The 19500-nt window shown below is 70.3% G+C and carries 14 protein-coding genes and 1 pseudogene; 9 read left to right on the top strand and 6 right to left on the bottom strand.

Going from position 1 to position 19500, the window contains the following annotated elements; genetic code table 11:
• From D7Y13_RS20810 to D7Y13_RS20785, 6 genes are all read left to right on the top strand, one after another.
• On the top strand, window positions 1-546 hold a 546-nt coding region (locus D7Y13_RS20810; RefSeq protein WP_244222362.1), incomplete at its 5' end, for a chemotaxis protein CheW.
• Window positions 543-2012, top strand: a complete 1470-nt coding sequence (locus D7Y13_RS20805; protein ID WP_120531823.1) for a CheR family methyltransferase — start codon at window positions 543-545, stop codon at window positions 2010-2012. The genes D7Y13_RS20810 and D7Y13_RS20805, both read left to right, overlap by 4 nt.
• A 32-nt stretch (window positions 2013-2044) precedes the next feature.
• Window positions 2045-3652 carry a methyl-accepting chemotaxis protein gene (locus D7Y13_RS20800; RefSeq protein ID WP_370450715.1) on the top strand — a complete coding sequence of 536 codons (1608 nt, stop codon included), beginning with the start codon at window positions 2045-2047 and terminating at the stop codon, window positions 3650-3652.
• Complete coding sequence (locus D7Y13_RS20795) at window positions 3649-4062, top strand: response regulator (protein WP_120531825.1); 414 nt, start codon at window positions 3649-3651, stop codon at window positions 4060-4062. The genes D7Y13_RS20800 and D7Y13_RS20795 overlap by 4 nt, the downstream gene beginning before the upstream one ends.
• Before the next feature lie 4 nt (window positions 4063-4066).
• The gene (locus tag D7Y13_RS20790; RefSeq protein ID WP_120531826.1) at window positions 4067-4648 is read left to right on the top strand and encodes a chemotaxis protein CheW; all 582 of its coding nucleotides are present in this window, start codon (window positions 4067-4069) and stop codon (window positions 4646-4648) included.
• Window positions 4649-4664: 16 nt separating this feature from the next.
• A complete protein-coding gene (locus tag D7Y13_RS20785) occupies window positions 4665-7208 on the top strand; it encodes a hybrid sensor histidine kinase/response regulator (protein ID WP_120582747.1) in 2544 nt (847 codons plus the stop codon).
• 108 nt (window positions 7209-7316) lie between these two features.
• Here the strand turns inward: D7Y13_RS20785 and D7Y13_RS20780 are convergent, their stop codons facing one another.
• The 3 genes from D7Y13_RS20780 to D7Y13_RS20770 all read right to left on the bottom strand — a co-directional run bounded on the left by D7Y13_RS20780 (window position 7317) and on the right by D7Y13_RS20770 (window position 9282).
• Window positions 7317-7526: a hypothetical protein gene (locus D7Y13_RS20780; protein WP_199732693.1), complete on the bottom strand. Its 210-nt coding sequence runs from the start codon at window positions 7524-7526 to the stop codon at window positions 7317-7319.
• Window positions 7523-8161: a hypothetical protein gene (locus D7Y13_RS48100; RefSeq protein WP_233595356.1), complete on the bottom strand. Its 639-nt coding sequence runs from the start codon at window positions 8159-8161 to the stop codon at window positions 7523-7525. Before D7Y13_RS48100 ends, D7Y13_RS20780 begins: the two co-directional genes overlap by 4 nt.
• A 125-nt stretch (window positions 8162-8286) precedes the next feature.
• A complete protein-coding gene (locus tag D7Y13_RS20770; RefSeq protein WP_120582746.1) occupies window positions 8287-9282 on the bottom strand; it encodes a histidine kinase dimerization/phospho-acceptor domain-containing protein in 996 nt (331 codons plus the stop codon).
• Window positions 9283-9526: 244 nt separating this feature from the next.
• Between D7Y13_RS20770 and D7Y13_RS20765 the strand changes: the two genes are divergently transcribed.
• The 3 genes from D7Y13_RS20765 (at window position 9527) to D7Y13_RS20755 (ending at window position 14878) form a co-directional block, all read left to right on the top strand.
• Window positions 9527-11602: an alginate lyase family protein gene (locus tag D7Y13_RS20765; RefSeq protein WP_120582745.1), complete on the top strand. Its 2076-nt coding sequence runs from the start codon at window positions 9527-9529 to the stop codon at window positions 11600-11602.
• 71 nt (window positions 11603-11673) lie between these two features.
• Window positions 11674-12993: a nucleotide sugar dehydrogenase gene (locus tag D7Y13_RS20760; RefSeq protein ID WP_120531830.1), complete on the top strand. Its 1320-nt coding sequence runs from the start codon at window positions 11674-11676 to the stop codon at window positions 12991-12993.
• 193 nt (window positions 12994-13186) lie between these two features.
• Window positions 13187-14878, top strand: a complete 1692-nt coding sequence (locus D7Y13_RS20755; protein WP_233595360.1) for a TldD/PmbA family protein — start codon at window positions 13187-13189, stop codon at window positions 14876-14878.
• Here the strand turns inward: D7Y13_RS20755 and D7Y13_RS20750 are convergent.
• From D7Y13_RS20750 to D7Y13_RS20740, 3 genes and pseudogenes are all read right to left on the bottom strand, one after another.
• A complete protein-coding gene (locus D7Y13_RS20750; protein ID WP_120582743.1) occupies window positions 14875-17970 on the bottom strand; it encodes an alpha amylase C-terminal domain-containing protein in 3096 nt (1031 codons plus the stop codon). The two genes, D7Y13_RS20755 and D7Y13_RS20750, sit on opposite strands and share 4 nt — an antisense overlap.
• A gap of 39 nt (window positions 17971-18009) precedes the next feature.
• The gene (locus tag D7Y13_RS20745) at window positions 18010-18978 is read right to left on the bottom strand and encodes a gluzincin family metallopeptidase (RefSeq protein ID WP_233595355.1); all 969 of its coding nucleotides are present in this window, start codon (window positions 18976-18978) and stop codon (window positions 18010-18012) included.
• A 10-nt stretch (window positions 18979-18988) separates the two neighbouring features.
• Window positions 18989-19500, bottom strand: a pseudogene (locus tag D7Y13_RS20740) (metalloenzyme); the annotation flags it as partial.

The following is a 19500-nucleotide window of genomic DNA, read 5'->3' as shown; positions in this document are numbered from 1 at the left end:
ACCCCAGTCCCACCCCAGGTCCGCCGGGTCTCCGTGCAGCAGCGGCTGACCGCGTTGGAAGCGGAGCAGGTGCAGCTGCGTCAGGAGCTTGCCTCCTTGCAGGGCGAGCTGCGCCTGCCCGGCCTGTACCTGACCGTGGAGGCAGCCAACACGTCCGCGCTCGTGGCCGCCCGGCAGGTGCGCGAGGTGGTTCGCCTGGTGGCGTTGGATCCACTCCCCGGCGCGCCCGCGCATGTCGCCGGCACGTTCGTGTACCGCGGCAGTCCGGCGGTGGTGGTGGATCTGGCGCGGCTGCTGGGCGTGAAGCGCACGCCGGATCTCGACTCGCATCTGGTGGTGGTGGAGGCGGGCCGCACGGTGGCGCTGCTGGTGGATCGCGTGCGCGACCTGGTGGAGACGCCGGTGCTGCTGGACGGCACGCCGGGCGGCGAGGAGGCCCTGCCGTGGGACGGCACCGGGCTGATGGCCGGGCTGTGCCGCACGCCGGAAGGGCTGCGCCCGCTCCTGCGCACGAGCGCCGTGCTGGCCGGGATGGAGGCCCTGTGAGCGACGGGCTCCTCGACGACGCCACGCTCGCGAAGGTCGAGGAGGTGCTCCAGGGCGCCTGCGGCCTGACGCTCGCGAGCAGCCTGCGTCGTTCGTTGGAGCCCGCGCTGGCGCGCGCGGCCCTGGCGCGCGGTCTTTCGGAAGCGACCTTCCTGCGCCAGTTGCTGCTGCGCGAGCCGGTGGCGGTGGAGGCGTTCATCGAGCACGCCGTCATCGGCGAGACGTACTTCTTCCGCCACCCGGAGCACCTGCGCGCGCTGTCGTCGCGGGCCCGCCTGCATCCAGGCACCTTCAGTGTGTGGAGCGCGGGCTGCGCGAGCGGCGAGGAGCCCTACAGCATCGCCATGGCGCTGATGGCCGCGGGGCTGGGCGAGGGCGGCCGCTTCCGCGTGCTGGCGACGGACGTGTCCGGCCGGGCCCTGCTGCGCGCGAAGGCCGCCGTGTACAGCCCGTGGTCGCTGCGCCGCATCGAGCCGGAGCTGGAGCGGCGCTTCCTCACCACGCAGCCGGGCCTGCAGGGCCAGGACCCGCAGCACCGCGTCGTGGCGGAGGTGATCCGCGCGGTGGACTTCCGCCGCCACAACCTGGCCACGGACGCGGTGCCGTCCATGGGGTTCCAGGCCATCTTCTGCCGCAACGTCCTCATCTACTTCACGCCGGAGCTGGTGCGCGTGGTGCTGGCGCGGCTGGTGTCCGCGCTCGCGCCGGGCGGGCTGCTCTTCGTGTCGCCCGCGGAAGTGCCGCTGACCAACGGCATGGGGCTGGAGACGCTGGACGCGGACGGCACCCCCGTCCTGCGCGTGCCCCTGGAGTCGTGGCCCGCGCTGGAGTCCGCGACCGCGCACACGCGCCGGGACACGCCGACGTCCATGGCCGCCGTCGCGGCGCGTCGGGACACGCCGCCGCCCGCCAACGTGCTGCGGCTGGAGTCCCGCCGCGTCACGCCGCCGCCCGTGTCCCCGTTCGTGGCGCGCCCGGCCCCGACCCCGGCGCCCGTCGCGCGGCAGACCCCGCTGCCCCTGCCGCCCGCTCCGGCGCCGGCACCGCGCACGGTGGCGCCGACCGGCCTGTTGGCGCGGGCCCTGGCCGCGGCGGAGGCGGGGAACTTCGAGGAAGCCGAAGCGCTGGCGCGCGAGGCGGCGCGGGCGCTGTCGCCGGAGGCGTACCTGCTGCTGGCGATGGTGGCCGAGGCGCGGGGCGACCTGCTCGGGGCGGTGGAGGCCGTGCGCAAGGCGCTGTATCTGGAGCCGCAGCTGGCGCTGGGACATGCCACGCTGGTGTCGCTGTACAGCCGCCTGGATCAGCGCGAGGACGCGGAGCGCGCGCGGCAGAACGCGCTGCGGGCGCTGGATGGACTGGATGACGAGCACCCGCTGCGAGGGGTGGAGACGACGATGACCGCGGGAGGGCTCCGACAGGCGCTCGCTCCGCGGCCTTCGCAGGTGGGCTGGCAGGGCGCGCGCTGACGGCGCCCGTCCCGACGTGAGGTGGAGACAACGTGGAAGTGCAAGGGATGAAGGTGGCGCTGCCCGAAGGGCTGGACTCGGCGCGGCTCAGCCTGCGGACGAAGATCCTCGTCGGCACGGGCATGTTCGGCATCGTGCTGGTCGGCATCCTGACCTTCGCGTTCTGGATGCAGATGAGTGACGGCCTGCTGGACGAGCTCACCCGGCGCGCGCGCGCGGTGGGCATCGGCATGGCGGTCAACGTGTCCGCGGCCGTCGCTGGCCAGGACGCGGCGTCGCTGCAACAGGGCACGGACCTGGCGCTCAAGAGCATGCCGGACATCGCGTACATCGTGGTGCGCGACCCCTCCGGCAAGGTGCTGGCTCGCTCGTCGGGCGAACGCTTCGCGAGCGCCACGGCGGTGGAGCCGGCGGACGGCGACGCGGTGGTGGACCGGCTCTTGACCGTGGGCACGCTGCCCGTGGTGGAGACGACGGCCCCCGTGCTCGTCTCCCGGCCGGGCGCCACGCCCGTGCGCGTGGGCACCGTGCAGCTGGCGCTGGACCGCGAGGCGCTGGTGGCGTCGCTCGCCGCGAGCACCTGGCGCACGGCGGGCATCGGCCTGCTGGTGCTGGTGGTGGGCCTGCTGGCCGCGGCCGGCATGGCGGGCCTGTTCATCGTGCCGCTGGAGCGGCTGGCGCGCGCGGCGGTGGGCATCGCGGCGGGGGACCTGCGACAGCAGATCGACACCGCCGGGACGGACGAGATTGGCGAGCTGGCGCGCAGCTTCGCCACCATGGCGGACGCGCTGGCGCACCTGCTCCACGACCTGCGGGGCGCGGCGACGGACCTGGAGTACGAGGCGGCGAACGTGCTGGCCACGTCCACGCAGCAGTCCGCGATGGCGCACCAGCAGGCGTCCGCCATCAACGAGACCAGCACCACCGTGGCGGAGATCGCCCAGACGTCCAAGCAGGCCACGTCCTACGCGGACGCGGTCATCGCGCAGACGCAGAAGTCGGAGACGCTCAGCGCGGAGGGCCAGAAGGTCGTCACGGAGAGCGTGACGGGCATGGAGAAGCTGGGTGAACAGGTGAAGGCCATCGCGCTGGCCATCACCGACCTGAACGAGCGCACGCTGCAGATCAGCGACATCATCGGGCAGGTGAAGGACGTGGCGGAGCAGTCCAACCTGCTGGCCCTCAACGCCTCCATCGAGGCGGCGAAGGCGGGGGAGCACGGCCGCGGCTTCGCGGTGGTGGCCACGGAGATGCGCACGCTGGCGGAGCAGTCCCGCATGGCGGCGGAGCAGGTGCGCGTGCTGCTGAACGAGGTGCAGAAGGGCACCCGTCTGGCGGTGACGACGACGGACGAAGGCAGCCGGCGGGCGCAGGCCGCGATGGAGCTGGCGCGCAGCGCGGGCAACACCATCCTGGGGCTGTCGGAGGTCATCCGCGAGTCCTCAGGGGCCGCGCGGCAGATCGCCGGCAACACGCGGCAGCAGACCATCGGGGTGGAACAGATCGCCACGGCGATGGGCGAACTGACTTCCGCCATGAGTGATTCGGTGGAGGGAACCCGGCGCATCGAACAGGTGGCGGGCAACCTCTCCACCTTGTCGAAGCGCTTCTCGGATCTAGTGGGCAGGTACCAGCTATGAACAGCAACGTGACGGGCGGGGCCAAGAAGGCGGCGAAGGTGCTCATCGTGGAGGACACGAAGACCATCACCAACCTCCTCCAGGTGTACCTGATGGGGTGGGGGCTGGACTTCGTGGACGCGCCCAACGGCGCGGTGGGGCTGAAGCGGGCGCGCGAGCAGAAGCCGGACCTCATCATCTCCGACGTGCAGATGCCGGAGATGGACGGCTTCGCGCTGTGCGCCGCCATCCGCAGCGACCCGAAGCTGAGCGAAACGCCCTTCCTGCTGCTCACGTCCCTGAAGGACGACGCGAGCCGGCAGAAGGGCAAGCTCGTGGGCGCGAGCGCGTTCCTCAACAAGCCGGTTTCGGTGGATGATCTGCGCTCGAAGGTGCGGGACTTCCTCAAGCTGCCGGCCACCAAGTACTAAAGCGATGCCAGCCGACGACGCCAAGTTCCAACCCATCGACTTCGAGGAGCTGAAGGCTTCGCTCGACGCGGCGCAGATGCTGCTCGAGGGAGGCCAGGTGGTGAGCGCCCACCGGCGGCGCGAGGTGCTCCACACGCGCGCGGTGGCGCTGGCCAGCTCGCGCCACGAGGAGCGCCAGGAGGTCGTCACGGTGCTCGCCTTCCAGGTGGGCGGCGAGCGCTACGCGGTGCGCATCGAGCTGGTGGACCACGTGCTGGAGGCGCGTGGCATGTGCCCGCTGCCCGGGGCACCCCGACACGTGCTGGGCGCGCTGTTGAGCCGCTCGCGCATCGTGCCGGTGCTGGACCTGCGGCAGTTGCTGGGGCTGGAGGGCGGCGGCATGTCCGACCTCAGCAAGGTGGTGGTGGTGGAGCTGGAGGACGAGGCGTTCGGACTGGCGGCGGAAGTGGTGGATGGACGCAAGGAGCTGCCGCGCGCGGAGCTGTCCCAGCCGCCGCCGGGCCCGTTCCTGTTCCTGACGCCGGACCGGCTCACGGTGCTGGACCTGACACAGCTGGGCAACCCGGCGGCCGCTCGACGCGGCTAGAGGGGACTGGGGTTTCATGGATCCGCAGTTGTTGCGCAGCATCTGGCCGGTGTTCGCCGCGGAGACGCGCGAGCAGATTCAAGCCATCGGGTCGAAGGTGCTGGGGCTGGAGCAGCCGGCCGCCTCGCGCGAGCCGGACCTCCTGCCGTCGCTCAAGCGCGTGGTGCACAGCCTCAAGGGCTCCGCGGCGAGCCTGGGGCTGGACGACATCGAACGCATCGTCCACGCCATCGAGGACGGGCTGTCGCACGTCAACGTGGAGGAGCCCATCTCCCGCACCGCCGTGGAGGCGATGCTGCGGGGTCTGTCCGCCATCGAGAACGCCCTCAACCGGGGCGACGCGGGTGAGTCGCCCGCGGTGGACGGCGTCCAGGCGCTGCTCCAGGCGCTGGGCCATGGCGGGGAGGCTTCGTCCGCGTCGGACGACGCCACCGACTCCGGCGCGCTGGGCGGGGAGGGGCTGAAGATCCTCTCCGCGCTGGAGGCCGCGCTGGGCCGGCTGGTGTCCCCCAAGGTGGAGGACCGGGCGGGCGCGGTGCGCGCGGCGGTGGAGCGGGCGCATGCCCTGCGCCAGAGCGCGGAGGCCGCCCAGGCGGAGCAGGTGGCCGCGCTGGCGGAGGCTGCGGCGCTGGGCTTCACGCGCATGGAGGAGGGCGGGGACGCGGCGGGGCAGGCGGCCTCGGAGGTCGCGGGCGCGCTGGTGGACCTGCGCACGGCGCTGGGCCTGATGGAGGACGCTGGCGAGGCCCCGGCGCCCACGCCCGCGCCCGTGGCCCCGACGCCGGTGGTGCCAAAGCCCGCGGCGCGCGCGACGACGGCGGCCGAGGCCCGGGGCGGGGCGGTGGACCGCGCGGTGCGCGTGTCGGTGAAGACGCTGGACTCGCTGGCGCTCCAGGTGGAGCACCTGGTGGCGGGCCGCGCGCAGGCGGGCCGGCGCACGGAGAGCTTCCGCGCGCTGACGGACCACGCGCATGAGGTGCTGCTGCACCTGGAGCGCGCCGCGTCCCAGCTCGCGCTGTCGGGCGGGGGCACCGCGCTGGAGCAGCTGCGCGTGGGCGTGAGCCTGATGCGCCAGATGCAGAAGCGCCTCCTGGAGCAGGCGAAGGAGGCGCACCGCGACGGCGAGCAGCACGCGCTGGTGGCGCAGGTGGTGCGCGATGACCTGCGAGATCTGCGCATGGTGCCGGCCTCGCAGGTGCTGGAGCCCCTGCGGCGCACCGTGCGCGAGACGGCGTCGCGGCTGGGCAAGGAAGTGGTGCTGGAGCTGGGCGGCACCGACGTGCGGTTGGACCGGCGCATCGTGGACGCGCTGAAGGATCCGCTCGTGCACCTGGTGCGCAACGCCATCGACCACGGGCTGGAGATGCCGGAGGGGCGGCGCGCGGCGGGCAAGCCGGACTCGGGCCGGCTGACGGTGCGCGTGGAGGCGCGAGGCACGCGCATCGGCGTCATCGTGGAGGACGACGGGGCGGGCCTGGATCCGGTGCGTGTGCGCGCGACGGCGGTGCGCCGGGGCCTGATGACCCAGGACGCGGCGGAGAAGCTGACGGACGCGCAGGCCGCGCGGCTCATCTTCCAGCCGGGCTTCTCCACGCGCGAGGAGGTCACCTCCACGTCGGGCCGTGGCGTGGGCCTGGACGTGGTGCTGGCCACCGCGCAGCGGCTGCAGGGCTCCGCGGACGTGGAGTACACGCCGGGCAAGGGCACGCGCTTCATCGTGGACCTGCCGCTCACGCTGGCCGCGGCGCTGGGCCTGCTGGTGCGCACCGGCAACACCATCACCGCCATCCCCTCCGACACCGTGAAGCGGGTGCTGCGGCTGGACAAGGACGACATCGGCACGGTGGCCGGACGCGTGGTGGCGCGGCTGGATGGCGAACAGCTCACGTTCCTGACGCTGTCGGAGGCCATCGGGTTGCCGCGCCTGGAGCTGGCGCTGGAGTCCGGGCGGCGGCAGACGGCGGTGCTGCTGGCGCTGGGCGAGGAGCGCGTGCTGTACGCCATCGACGAGGTGGTGGGGCAGCAGGAGCTGGTCGTCCGGGCGCTGGGCAAGCACCTGCAGGGCGTCCCGCACCTGGCGGGCGCGGCGGTGCTGGACGACGGCCGCGTGGTGCCGGTGCTCAACGCGCTGGAGCTGTTGCGCGCGGCCAAGCCGGAGATGCGCTCGCCGGTGGGCGAGACGAAGATGCCGCGCATCCTGGTGTGCGACGACTCCATCACGACGCGCTTCGCGATGAAGTCGCTGCTGGAGATCGCCGGCTACCCGGTGGTGACGGCCGCGGATGGCGAGGAGGCGTGGTCCGTGTTGGATCGCGTGCACTGCCAGCTCGTCGTCAGCGACTGGCAGATGCCCCGGCTGGACGGCGTGGGGCTGGCGCGGCGGATGAAGAAGCACCCCATGTTCCGCCGCACGCCCATCATCCTGGTGACGTCGCTGGACAGCCAGGAGGACCGGATGGAGGGCCTGGAGGCCGGCGCGGACGGCTACCTGGTCAAGCGCGAGGTGGAGCGCGGCAAGCTGCTGGAGCTCGTGCGGCAGCTCTTGCCCTCGTCGGGCTGAGGCGCGGGCGGCACGAACGACGACGCCCCGTCCTGCGCGTGAGCGTCGGGACAGGGCGTCGGGTGCGGCCGGGGCCTTTCCGTCAGGGACGGCCCGCGGGCAGACACGCTACTTCTTCGGGCGGCTCCAGGCCTTGGGCCAGTCGTCGAACTGCGCGACCTCCTGCTCCCCGACGAGCAGCGTGTACATGGACTCCTCGGGGAAGTCGCCGATGCGGATGCGCAGCTCCTGCCCGTCCGCCTTGGTGCGCAGCGGATGCAGCACGTCCGTCGTCTTCACCCATTCCAGCTTCTGACTCAGGAGTTGCTCAGCGTTCATAGCTTGGCCTGCTGATTGGCGAAGTGGTTGTTCACGGTCTGGTTGGTGCGCTTCGAGCTGTCGATAAGGCTCTGGTAGACGGCGTCCCCAGTCAACCCCTTCGCCTTGGCGCCCTTGACCAGCTGGTCGAACGAGGGCCCGTCCAGCCGGCCGTACGTAAAGAAGTCACGCGCCTTGAGCATCATGACTTCGAGCGGGTTGCTCATGAAGCTGCGCGCTTCCAGGCGGGCCTCGTGGCGGATGTTCACCGCCGCCTTCGCGCGGTCCTCCAGGGACGCGCCCTGAGCCTTCAGCTTCGCGTCGTTCGCGGGGATGCTGGCGACCTTCTGGTTGTACCAGTTGCGGATTTCAGTGTTGGTCGTGGGCTTCTTCGCCGCGGCCGCGTCCGGGCCGTTCACCTTCGCGGCACCTTCCGGGTTGCGGGGACGGGTGCGCGACGGGCTGCCCGTCACGTCCGCCGGCTGCGGCCGGGTGGGCGCGGGCGTCGAGTTCGAACGCGTGGGCCTGGTCGGGGTGGAAGACGTCGGCGTGTTCGTCTTCGGCTTCGAATCCACGGAGTTGCTGCGGCGCGGAGGGGACGACAGCGCCGAGTCGGACTTCGTGGAGCGGACGCTCGAGTTCCGGGAGAGCTTCATGGGGGGAGACCTTCGAGGGCAGGAAGGAAAACAGCTTTCCCTTTTATCGCAAGCAAAGGTAGGCGAGTTGCGACCTCCGCCTACCTTTCGCGCGAATCCCTGACGTTTCCCGCAATCCCGCCCGTTTAGCGGTGGGCAGGCACCGCGAAGGCGTCATCCCGAGGACAGAGCAGGGTGACTTCCAGCCGGGGCTCCTGGTGCACGGACAGCGTGCCCCCCAACCGTCCCGCGAGCTGCCGCAGCATGGCCTCCCTGCGCGGGGTGAGGGCCGTGCCCGGGCACGCCCGGAGGCGCAGCAGCCACTGCCCAGCGTCCAGCGACGGGCCCAGGTGGACGTCCACGGCCACCGCGTTCGTGGTGCTCCTTGAGAGGGTGCGGGCGAGCAGCTCCCAGTCCGCGCGGCTGCCTCGCACGGCCACGGCCTGCTCCCCGGGCAGCGTCAGCGTGGGCGGCCCCTGGCGGCGTCCGGGCGTGGGCGCGAAGGCGCGCGCCAGCACGGGGCGCAGGTCGTCCAGGCCCGGGGGCAGGGGCGACAGGCGCCGATCGATGAGCTCCTTCTGCTCCGTGCCCGACTTCGCGAGCCGCTCCAGGTAGCGCTGCATCTGCGCGTTGAGCGGCCCCGCGGTGCCCTTGAGCATCATGTCCACGTAGCCCCGGATGACCATCAGGGGCGTGCGCAAGTCGTGCGCCGCGCGCGAGCGACGCTTCTCCATTGCCGTCACGGTGCGCTCCAGGCGCAGCTTCGCTTCCAGGAGCCGCGACTGCCGCTCGCCCTGCGCCACTTCCCGCGCATGTGCCTTCAGGAGCGCGGGGGCGAACGCGCTGAAGCGCGCCACCACGTGTCGCTGCGACGTCGTCAGCGGCGCCGGCCAGACCTGGAGGACGGGGCTTCGCGCTGCCTTGTCACTGTTTCCGTCGCGATGGGCGGGCACCCGGCCCACCTTCATCACGCACGCGTGTCCTTCATGAAGGGCCGCGCCGGTCGCACCGGTCAGCCGCAATGTCGCCTTGAGGAGGGCCTCCAGGCCCGCGCGCGTTCCTTTGCGCAGCGCCTGCTCGGCCACCGCCGTCAGCGTCGTTTCCACCCTGGCATCGAGGTCGTCCTCGATGCGCCGCCCCATCCAAGCCCCAGCCCGCACGCGCCAAGGAATGGGCACGGCTCGGTGGAGGCGCAACGGCTCCCGCGCTGGGCCATTGCTTCGCCGCCGATCAGGAATTCTTTACCCGCCGTGATCAGCGGCGGAAGGACATTTTTACCGCCGTTGGGGCAGGACACCCGGTCCAAGCCCTTGCTCTCACTGGGAAAAGGTTCTGGCCGGGCGCTTGCTATCAGCCTTCCACGTCAGGCGGTTCGGGAAGGGGCGGATGGGAACTCTCGATTACTACGCGGCGATCGCTCGGATGGCGCCAGGGGCACTGGCGAAGAGCGCGGTCCGCCGTGTCCAGGGTGTCGCGCGGCAGGCGCTCTACCGCCGCCGCGAGCAGGTCGACGAGGCCCAGCTCCTGGAGTCCTTCGGTGCCACTTCCGCCGAAGCGCTGGTGTCGCTGGCGTTGGATCACCGCTCCTCGCGGGCCTGGTGTGAGGTGTCCCAGCGCGAGTCCGTCCGCGCCGCCATCGCGAAGCTTCCGGGCGCGAAGCAGCGCACGCAGGCCCGCGCCGCGCAGGCGCTCGCGCAGGCCTGGAACGTCTTCGGCACGCCGGTGTCCTTCGGCGAGGGCCGCCCGGTGGACTGGTCGTTGGATCCGCTGAGCGGCAAGCGCTACCCCGTGGAGCCCGTGGAGAGCCTGCGGCTGCTCGTGAAGGGCATGGATCCGAAGTACCCGTGGGTGATGGGCCGGCTGGACAGCCTGGTGGCGCTGGCGCAGGGCGCCTGGGTGACGAACTCGCCGGTGGGGCGCTCGCGGCTGGCGACGGCGTTCGTCGCGCAGACGCTGGACTTCCTGCAGGCGAACCCCGTGGGCATGGGCGTCCACTGGACGTGCCCCATGGAGATCGCCCTGCGCGCGGCCAACCTCGCGCAGGCGCTGGCGATGTTCGCGGACGCGCCGGAGGTGCGCCGTCCGGAGTTCCTGGTGCCCGTGCTGGGCGCGCTCACCGAGCACTCCGCGTGGGTGGAGGCCCACCTGGAGGACCACGGCGCGGTGCCCAACAACCACCTCGTCTCCAACTACGTGGGGCTGGCCGTGGTGGGCCTGCTCTTCCCGGAGCTGCCGGGCGCGCCCCGGCAGGTGGCGCTCGCCGTGAACGGGCTGCGCGCGCAGATGGACGCGCAGGTGCATCCGGAAGGCACCTCCTTCGAGGGCTCCATTCCCTACCACCGGCTGGCGGTGGAGCTGTTCACGCTGGCCTGGGTCGTCGCGCGCGGCGCGGGCGTGTCCCTGGGGCCCGCGTACGAAGCGCGTCTGCGATTGATGTATGTCGCGTCCCGCGCGTGGTCTTCCGAACAGGGCCTGGCACCGCAGGTCGGTGACAACGATTCAGGCCGTGTGTTTCCATTCCAGGAGCGCGATGAACGCGAACAGGGCTATCTGTCTGGCCTGGGCGCGGCGCTCTTCAATGATGCAGGGCTCTCCGGCGGTGTGTTCCCGGACGAGGCGGCGTGGCTGTTGGGCAACGCGGGCATCGCGCGTTTCGTCGCGCTGCCCGTGGCGCCGGCGCCTGTATCCATGAGCTTTCCGGTGGGGGGTTTTCACACCTTGCGCGGCGCCGGGGCCGTGCTCACTGTCTCGGCCGGCAAACAAGGGCAACGGGGGGTCGGGGGACACAGCCACAACGACAAGCTTTCCTTTGAGCTTCATGTCGACGGCTGCCCCGTCATCGTCGACCCGGGAACAGGTTCGTACACGCGGGATCCGGCGCTGCGCAACGCGATGCGGAGCACCGCGGCGCACAACACGCTTCAGGTGGATGGGGAGGAGCAGGCCCCCATGGACCCGGCACGGCTGTTCGCGCTGCCGGAAGATGCACGGGCTCGCGTCGTGGCCTTCGAGCCCGGCGCGCGGCACGACCGGTTGGTGGTGCGACACGACGGCTACCGGCGCCTGGCGTCGCCGGTTGGCATTGAGAGGACTTTCCTCCTGGACCGGCACGTGCGTGCGCTGGCCGTGGGAGACCGGCTCATCGGTACGGGCCGTCATGATGTGGTGGGACGTTTGCATCTGCCCGATGGGCAGGCGCGGTGGTGTGAGCCCGACGCGGCGGTGCTGGCGCGGGCCCAGCGCGTGCCGGAAGGACCTGGGTCCTTCGAGGCACGGGCTGTCGAGATTGGACCGGCAAAGGCGCCCGTGGGTTGGGTGCTTCTAGAGCAGGGGTTGGAAACCTCGCTCGTGCCGTCGCAGTACTCGCCTGGCTATGGGCGGGTGGTGCCGTCGGTGTCGGTGGAGTTCCGGAGGCAGCAGACGCCTCCGGCGAGGCTGGGGTGGGTGTTCGTCTTCAGGTGAACGCTGTGGGGTGGGACAGGTGAGCCGGAGAGGCCGCCTGTCAATTGCTGGGAGTAACGACAATGCGCGTAATGGTTGGCAACCCCTTGCTGGAGCGGATCAGCAATCGGGAAGCGAAGGTGGGCGTGGTGGGGCTTGGTTACGTCGGTCTTCCCCTGGGCATGGCGTTCGCGGACGCCGGCTTCAAGGTCACCGGCCTGGACGTGGATCAGCGCAAGATTGACAAGATTGCCAAGGGTGAGAGCTACATCAAGCACATCCCCAGCGAGCCGCTGGCGAAGCTCACCCAGGCGGGCAAGCTCACGGCGAGCAATCAGTTCGCCAAGTCGCGCGAGCTGGACTGCGTCATCATCTGCGTGCCCACGCCGCTGACCGCGTCGCGTGAGCCGGACATGAGCTTCATCATCGCCACGGGCGAGGCGCTGGCCCCGTACGTGCGTCCAGGGCAGCTCTTCATCCTGGAGTCCACCACCTATCCGGGGACCACCGAGGAGATCCTCAAGCCCCTGCTGGAGAAGGGCGGCCTCAAGGCGGGCGTGGACTTCTTCCTGGCCTTCAGCCCCGAGCGCGAGGATCCGGGCAACAAGGGCTTCAACACCAAGACGATTCCGAAGGTCGTCGGCGGCTACTCGCCCGCGTGCCTTGAAGTCGCGGTGGCCCTCTACGGCAGCGCGCTGAAGGAAGTCGTGCCGGTGTCCTCCACGCGCGTGGCGGAGCTCTCCAAGCTGCTGGAGAACATCTACCGCTGCGTGAACATCGCGATGGTCAACGAGATGAAGATGCTCTGCGACCGCATGAACGTGGACGTCTGGGAGGTCATCCAGGCCGCCAGCACCAAGCCCTTCGGCTTCCAGCCGTTCTACCCGGGCCCCGGCCTGGGCGGGCACTGCATCCCCATCGACCCGTTCTACCTGACGTGGAAGGCGCGCGAGTTCGAGTTCCACACCAAGTTCATCGAGCTGGCCGGCGAAGTGAACTGGCAGATGCCGTACTACGTGGTCCAGCGCACGATGGAGGCGCTCAACGCGGGCAAGAAGGTCCTCAACGGCGCGAAGGTCCTGTGCCTGGGCGCGGCGTACAAGAAGGACATCGACGACTTCCGTGAGTCCCCGTCGCTGCGCGTGATGACGCTCCTGAAGGAGAAGGGCGCGGACATCAGCTATCACGACCCGTTCGTGAAGGAGCTGCACAAGGGCCACGGCTTCAACATGGAGATGACGTCCGTCCCCCTGGATCCGGAGACCCTGAACCAGTACGACGCGGTCATCATCCTGACCGACCACTCGCACATCGATTACAACGAGCTGGTCCAGCGCTCGAACATCGTCATCGACACGCGCAACGCGACGAAGGCCGTCACGGAGGGTCGCGAGAAGATCATCAAGGCGTAAGGCTTCAAGGTACAGGACAGACGACATGCGCCTGGAGGCCGCAAGGCTTCCAGGCGAGAGGGTCCTCGCTTCACGCGCCGCCGGGAGGGGCTGCGCGTGGGGGGAGGACCCTTGCCCGTTTCTGGCTACAGTGCGCGCCGTGCCCAACGCCTTCCGTTCCTTGCTCCCGCTGTTCCTGGCCGCGTCGCTGTTGATGGGCGCGGCGCCCGCGCCAGACCCTCGCTCCCAGTTGCTGGAGGCGATGTCCGCGGAGCTGACGCGCAACCAGCAACAGCTCAAGGTGAACGGCCATGAAGCGCCGTACTTCATCAGCTACCTGGTGAAGGACTATGAGTCGCGGCTGCTCGTCGCGCGCTATGGGGCGCTGTTCCAGGACGACGACTACCGCGAGCGCAAGCTGGGCGTGGACGTGCGCGTGGGCAGCTACGACTTCGACAGCTCCGTCGCGGACTCGCTCGACTTCGGCTTCAGCACCAGCAAGGGCGCAAGCTTCACCGCGCGCAAGGAGGGGCCGCTGGATGAGTCCCCGCTCGCGCTGCGCACCGCGCTGTGGCTCGTCACGGATGAGAAGTACAAGGCCGCGCTCTTCCAGTTCCTGAAGAAGAAGGGCGAGGATGTCTACGCGGTGGAGGACCCCAAGCGCGCGGCGTCCTTCTCCCGGGAGACGCCCTCCGCCTACGTGCAGCCGCCGGTGGCCTTCCCCTTCGACCGGGAGAAGTGGCGCAAGCTGGCCCGCGAGGTCTCCGCGCGCTTCAACGCGCACCCGGAGCTGTTCGACTCGGAGGTGCGCATCACCGCGGACAAGGCGACGCGGCTGTTCGTCTCCTCCGAGGGCACGAAGCTCATCACCGAGGAGACGCTGTACGCGCTGCACGTCTCCGCGGTGACGCGCGCTCCGGACGGACAGTTGCTGGATGACTCGCGCAGCTTCTACCTGCCCACGGAAGCCGGGATGCCGGACGCGGTGAAGGTCCACGCGGCGGCGCAGAAGGTCATCGACGAATTGCTCGCGCTGCGGCAGGCGCCGGCCATCGTCCCGTACGCGGGGCCCGCCATCCTGGCCCCGGAGGCCGCGGGCGTGCTCTTCCACGAGACGCTGGGCCACCGGCTGGAAGCGGACCGCCAGGACGGCGACAGCGATGGCAAGACGTTCAAGGGCCAGGAGGGCAAGCAGATCCTCCCGTCCTTCCTGTCGCTGCGGGATGACCCTTCCCGGCGCGAGGTGAACGGCGAGCCGCTCAACGGCTACTACCTCTACGACGAGGAGGGCGTGAAGGGGCAGCCGGTGTCGCTGGTGGAGAAGGGCGTGCTCAAGGGCTACCTGATGAGCCGTCACCCGGTGGAGGGCTTCGCGAAGTCCAACGGCCACGGGCGCGGCCAGGGCACGCTCCAGCCGGTGGCGCGCATGGGCAACCTGATGGTGGACAGCGCGAAGCAGGTGAGTGACGCGGAGCTGAAGAAGCTGCTCGTCGCGGAGGCGAAGCGGCAGGGCAAGCCGTACGGGCTCATCATCCGCGACATCACCGGCGGCAACACCAACACGTCCAGCTTCGGCTACCAGGCCTTCAAGGGCGTGCCGCGCATGGTGTACCGCGTGGACGTGAAGACGGGCGAGGAGACGCTGGTGCGCGGCGTGGAGATTGTCGGCACGCCGCTGTCGTCGGTGAACCGCATCCTCGCCACGGGCCAGCGGCTGGGCGTGTTCAACGGCTTCTGCGGCGCGGAGAGCGGCAACGTGCCGGTGTCCACCGTCGCGCCCGCGGTGCTGCTCCAGGAGCTGGAGCTGCAGCGGGCGATGGAGGGCAAGGACCGGCCGCCCCTGCTTCCCAGCCCGGCGGCCCCGAAACAGGCGGCCGGGCAGGAAGCGAAGGGGACGAAGAACTAACCGACGCGCTTCATCACCACGTAGCCGGCGGCGGGGATGTTCACCTTGGTGTTCCCGCCGTCCAGCGTGGCGCCGAAGTTGCCGAAGTTGCCGCCGCCGTATGCGGCGGCGTCGCTGTTCAGCACTTCCTTCCACTGCCCGGGAGGCAGCGGCAGGGCGTAGCCGTCCAGGTTCTTCTTGTTGAGGCTGCCCACGACGAGGAACTCCTCGTTGCCCGACTTGCGCGTGAAGGCCATCACGCTGTCGTCGTTGTGGGTGTAGACGCGCTTCACCTCCGCCGCCGCGCTGAAGGCCGGGCTGCTGTTTCGCAGGCCGATGGCGTCCTTGTAGAAGCTGAAGCTCTGCCGGCGGGTGACGTCCAGCATCGCGTCCTTGCGCTCGGCGGCGGGCAGGCTTGCGATCTCCTGGAAGAGCTTCTTGTCGTCCGCGGAGAAGGCCTTGTACGCGGCGTCCTTCGTCTGCGCGTCGGGGGAGAGCGTGAAGAGGCGCTCGTAGGTGGCCTTGGTCGCGTCGTTGAACGTGACCTTGCCGAAGTCCACGCCCTTGCCCACGTCCTGCCAGCTCCAGTCGTTGTCCCAGGTGGAGGGGTTGCCCCAGCGGAAGTCGTTCTGCGCGCCGAACTCGTCGCCCTGGAAGAACATCGGGATGCCGGGGCCGGCCATGCCCATGCCGCCGGCGAAGCGGGCCGCGCCGCGCGTCCACTGGTCCGGGAAGTCGGTGGCCTTCTCGCCCTCCGCGGTGTTCATCGTGCGCTGGGCGTTACCCACTTCGTCGTGGTTGGAGATGATGGACAGCGCCTTCTGCCAGCTGTCCAACCCACGCGGCGCCGTCATGAGGTTGACGAACGCGTCCATGTCCGTCTTCAGCCCGCGCGCGGCCGCCTGCACCAGGCCCGGCTTGCTGTTGTCGTTGACCAGCCGGTGCTGGAACTCCGTGTACCACTGCGCGTCGAAGCCGCCGCCGGTGCCGTCCGCCTTCGCCGGGCGGGAGATGTCCGGCTCGTAGTCGAACTGCTCCGCCACGGTCCACACGTTGGGGTTCACGAAGTGCACCTGGCGGTTGATCTCCCGGAGCATGTCCCAGCCGTCCTTGCCGCCCACGCCCTTGATGGGCTCCGTGAAGTCGAAGCGCAGGCCGTCGAACTTCAGCTCCTGCACCTGCTGCACGGCGTGGTCGATGAAGAGCTGCTTCACCTGCGGCGTGTTGTATGCGGGGACAGCGCCCCAGGGCGTGTCGCGCTGCTCGAACTTGCCTGGCTCCTTGGACCAGTTGAAGTACGGGTTGCTGGGGCCGCCCACGTTCCACAGGCCGTTGTGGTCGCCGAAGACGTGGTTGTAGACGACGTCCGACACTACGTTGAGGCCCTTGCCGTGGGCCGCGTCGATGAAGCGCTTGAGGGCCTCGTCGCCTTCCACCCACTGGCCCGTCTCGTCCTCGAAGCCCAGGGAGCTCTCCGCCGCGAGGCTGTTGACGCCCAGGTAGCCCCAGTTGCGGCTGCCCTCCACTTCGTTCGTGGGCAAGAGCTCCAGCGTGGTGACGCCCAGCTCCTTGAAGTAATCCAGCTTCTTGAGCAGGTCCTCCATGGTGGAGCGGTTGGAGTTGCCCGCCTGGCCCAGGAAGCTGCCCGCGTGCAGCTGGTACACCGTCCACTTGGACGGGTCCTTCTCACGCGGCACGTTGTCGTTCTTGAACACGAACGCGGTGGGGTCCGTGAAGACGGAGCCGCGGAAGTCCACGCCGCTGCCCACCGTGATGAGGTCGCTCCAGGGGTCGTTCTCCGACGAGGAGATGCGCTCCGTCTGGGACAGCTTCCCGTCGTTGTTCACGTCGTCGCGCAGGTGCAGCTTTCCCTGTGCGTCCTTGTCGAACACCTGGAACTCGTAGCGCAGGCCCTCCAGCTTCGACGGATCATTGATGAGCGTCGTCCACGCGCCGCCCTGGTTCGTCATCTTGATGCGGCCGTCGTCCGTGACGTTGCGCGACCAGAAGTCGCTCTTCGCCGCGCCGCCCCGGAACTTGTCGACGAGCGTCTCGTCGAACTTGCCCAGGCGCTCCTGGAGCTGCGCCTTGTTGAGCGGGTTGCCGTCGCCGTCCTTGAGGACCAGGTACGCGCTGTCCGCGTCCTCGGCGTCGTCCACGTCGAAGCGCATCAGGGGCGTGGCGCCGGGGAAGTAGCGGTCCACCTCCTTGCCACGCATGGGGTCCAGGAAGAGGCGGTCCAGGCCGCGCTGCTCGCCCATCATCCGGCGCGCGTACGGATCCGGCCGGTCGCTGGTGGCGCCCGTGGAGTCCACGACCTCGTAGACGTAGGACTTGCCCTCCAGGTTGCTCCAGGCGCCCTTCGCCTGGGCGGTCCAGTTGCCGCCCTCGTCGCGCGTCAGCGGGATGCGCTGCTGCTGACCCTGCTTGTCGGTGACCTTCACCTGGACGGCGCGTGCATCCGGCGCCCAGAACTTGAAGGACACGTCCTGGCCGGAGCGCTGCGCGCCCATCTGGTGGTACGTCGTGGGCGAATAGGACGCGGCGGGCTTGGACAGGTCCAGCTTGAGGTTGCCCTCGCCCATCACCGCCCACTGGTCCTTGCCGGACGGGCCGTCCACGCTGACGCCCCACTCCCAGTTGCGGGCCAGGCCGTCGTCCGCCACCTTCACGGTGGCCTCGTACTTGCCGTTGCCCAGGGGCTTCATGGGGATGCCGCCCCCGCTCCACTGGGCGTTGAAGCGGCCGTCCGCGTCCCAGCTTCCCTTGAGCTTCGGGTTGGTGAGCTGGTTGTGCGGGCCCGCGTCGTAGGTGAACGTGATGGTGCGGGTGACGGGCTTCTCCACCGTGGCGCCCGGACGCACCGGGGCGGTGGGTGAAGCGCCCAGCAGGGCCTCCGTGTTGCCCGTGCGGGCCAGGGTTCCGGAGCCGGCGACGGGGGCCTTCGCGCCCGAGGCCGGGGTGGATTCAAAGGCGGAGGTGTTCCGGCGGGCGGCGGCGGCCTTCGCGGCGGCGGCCTTCTGCTGGGCGAGCACCTTTTCGGCGTCGACCGTGGGGGACGCCTTGGCGGGGGCCGGGGCGCCGGTCGGGCGGTTGATCTTGGAGTCACTCACGGGGGGAATCCTCCGACGGCCCACGCATAGCGGGCGTCTTCATCTTTTCGGGCTTGTGCCCTCCAGAGTTGTGTCTGGCGGGCCCGAAGGTGGGGGCAAGGGTTTGGAGATCAATGGAATCCAGGGAAGCCCCCGGTTTTCGCCGCGAAACCGACCCGCTCCGGGCTCGGGTGGGTTGATGCGACCCCCCTTGAAGCCCCGCAGGTACACGTAACGGCGGAAGTCGCGCAGGAAGCTGTCCACGGGGATGCCGATGGCCTGCTGGAAGGCCGGGGGGAAGTCCTGGCCCTGGCTCATGGCCTGGAGGGTGCCCCGGACGCGCTCCTCGCCGTAGCGGGTGATGAGGAAGGTGAAGGCGTGGTGGGCGGCGCCGTAGACGGTGGCGTTCTCGGACTCGTAGAGCGCCTCGGCGCGGGCGAGCGGGTCGGCCTGGGGGGAGTCGTGGAGGAAGCGGGACAGGTCCTCCAGGCTGGGGACGCGGTAGCCCTGTCCAGCGGTGTAGGAGGCCATGCCTTCGCTGAACCACAGGGGGATGCCCTTCTTCGTCCAGGTCATGCGGCTGGCGGAGGCCTGGTACATCAGGCTGTGGGTGAGCTCGTGCAGCAGCAGCTCGTCCACCTGCTTCTGGGAGGCCCCGGAGCGCGTCCACGTGCGGGGGCTCTGGACCTCCACCTGCTCATAGCGGGCCCAGGCGCGCAGGAAGTCGTGGTCGGGGCGGTTGGCGGCGCGCTCCAGGGCGGCGTGGTTGGGGTGGATGACCAGGGTGACGGGCTCGCGGAAGGTGCCCCAGCGGGCAAGCCGGGGCGCTGCGTGTTCCACCGCCCGGCGCACCATGTCCGCGGCCTGGGCTTCCTTGGGGCCGTGGGCGAAGAGGAACCGACCGCCGGGCAGGTCCAACGAGGCTTCGGAATCCACGGGCGGCTTCCGGGTCATGGACGCGCACGCCGGGAGCAGGGCGAGCGCCACGAGGATGATGCACCATCGTCCACCGGTACTGCCCACCCGCATCCCGAGCCCCTCAGTTGGCCCCAAGCCAGCGCATCACGGCGCGTCCCACGTCCGCGACGGTGGTGAAGGACGCTACCTCCGGGGCGGAGGGCCCGAAGTAGAGCATGGGCACCGGGTGCACGGTGTGTCCTCGAACCGACAGGTCCTCCACGTTGCCGTGGTCACTGCACACCAGCACGCGCGCGTCGGCGGGGCGGGTGGCGGCGACGGCGCGGGTGAACGCATCGAACGTGTCCAGCGCGGCGCGCGCGGCGGTGAAGTCCTGGGCGTGGCCGGCCTCGTCGGCCAGGTAGTGCTCGAAGAAGGTGAAGTCCGCGCCTGTGGCGATGCGCCAGAAGAGGGCGGCGGCCTCCTCGGGCGTGCGCAGGGGGAGGGACAGCCCGTGGGAGCGGGCCTGCTCGCCGGTGATGTCGTGGGTGAGCCCGTCGTCCGCCCGGGCGTCGTCCAGGGTGCGCAGGAGTTCACCGCCCGCGGCGAAGGCGAGCTTGGCGGCCGAGGCGCGCACCTTGCGCGCGGTGCGCG

This window comes from Corallococcus praedator, assembly GCF_003612125.1.
Classification (GTDB): domain Bacteria; phylum Myxococcota; class Myxococcia; order Myxococcales; family Myxococcaceae; genus Corallococcus; species Corallococcus praedator.
Note: the sequence above shows the minus strand (reverse complement) of the source record. Positions and strands in the feature narration are given on the sequence as shown.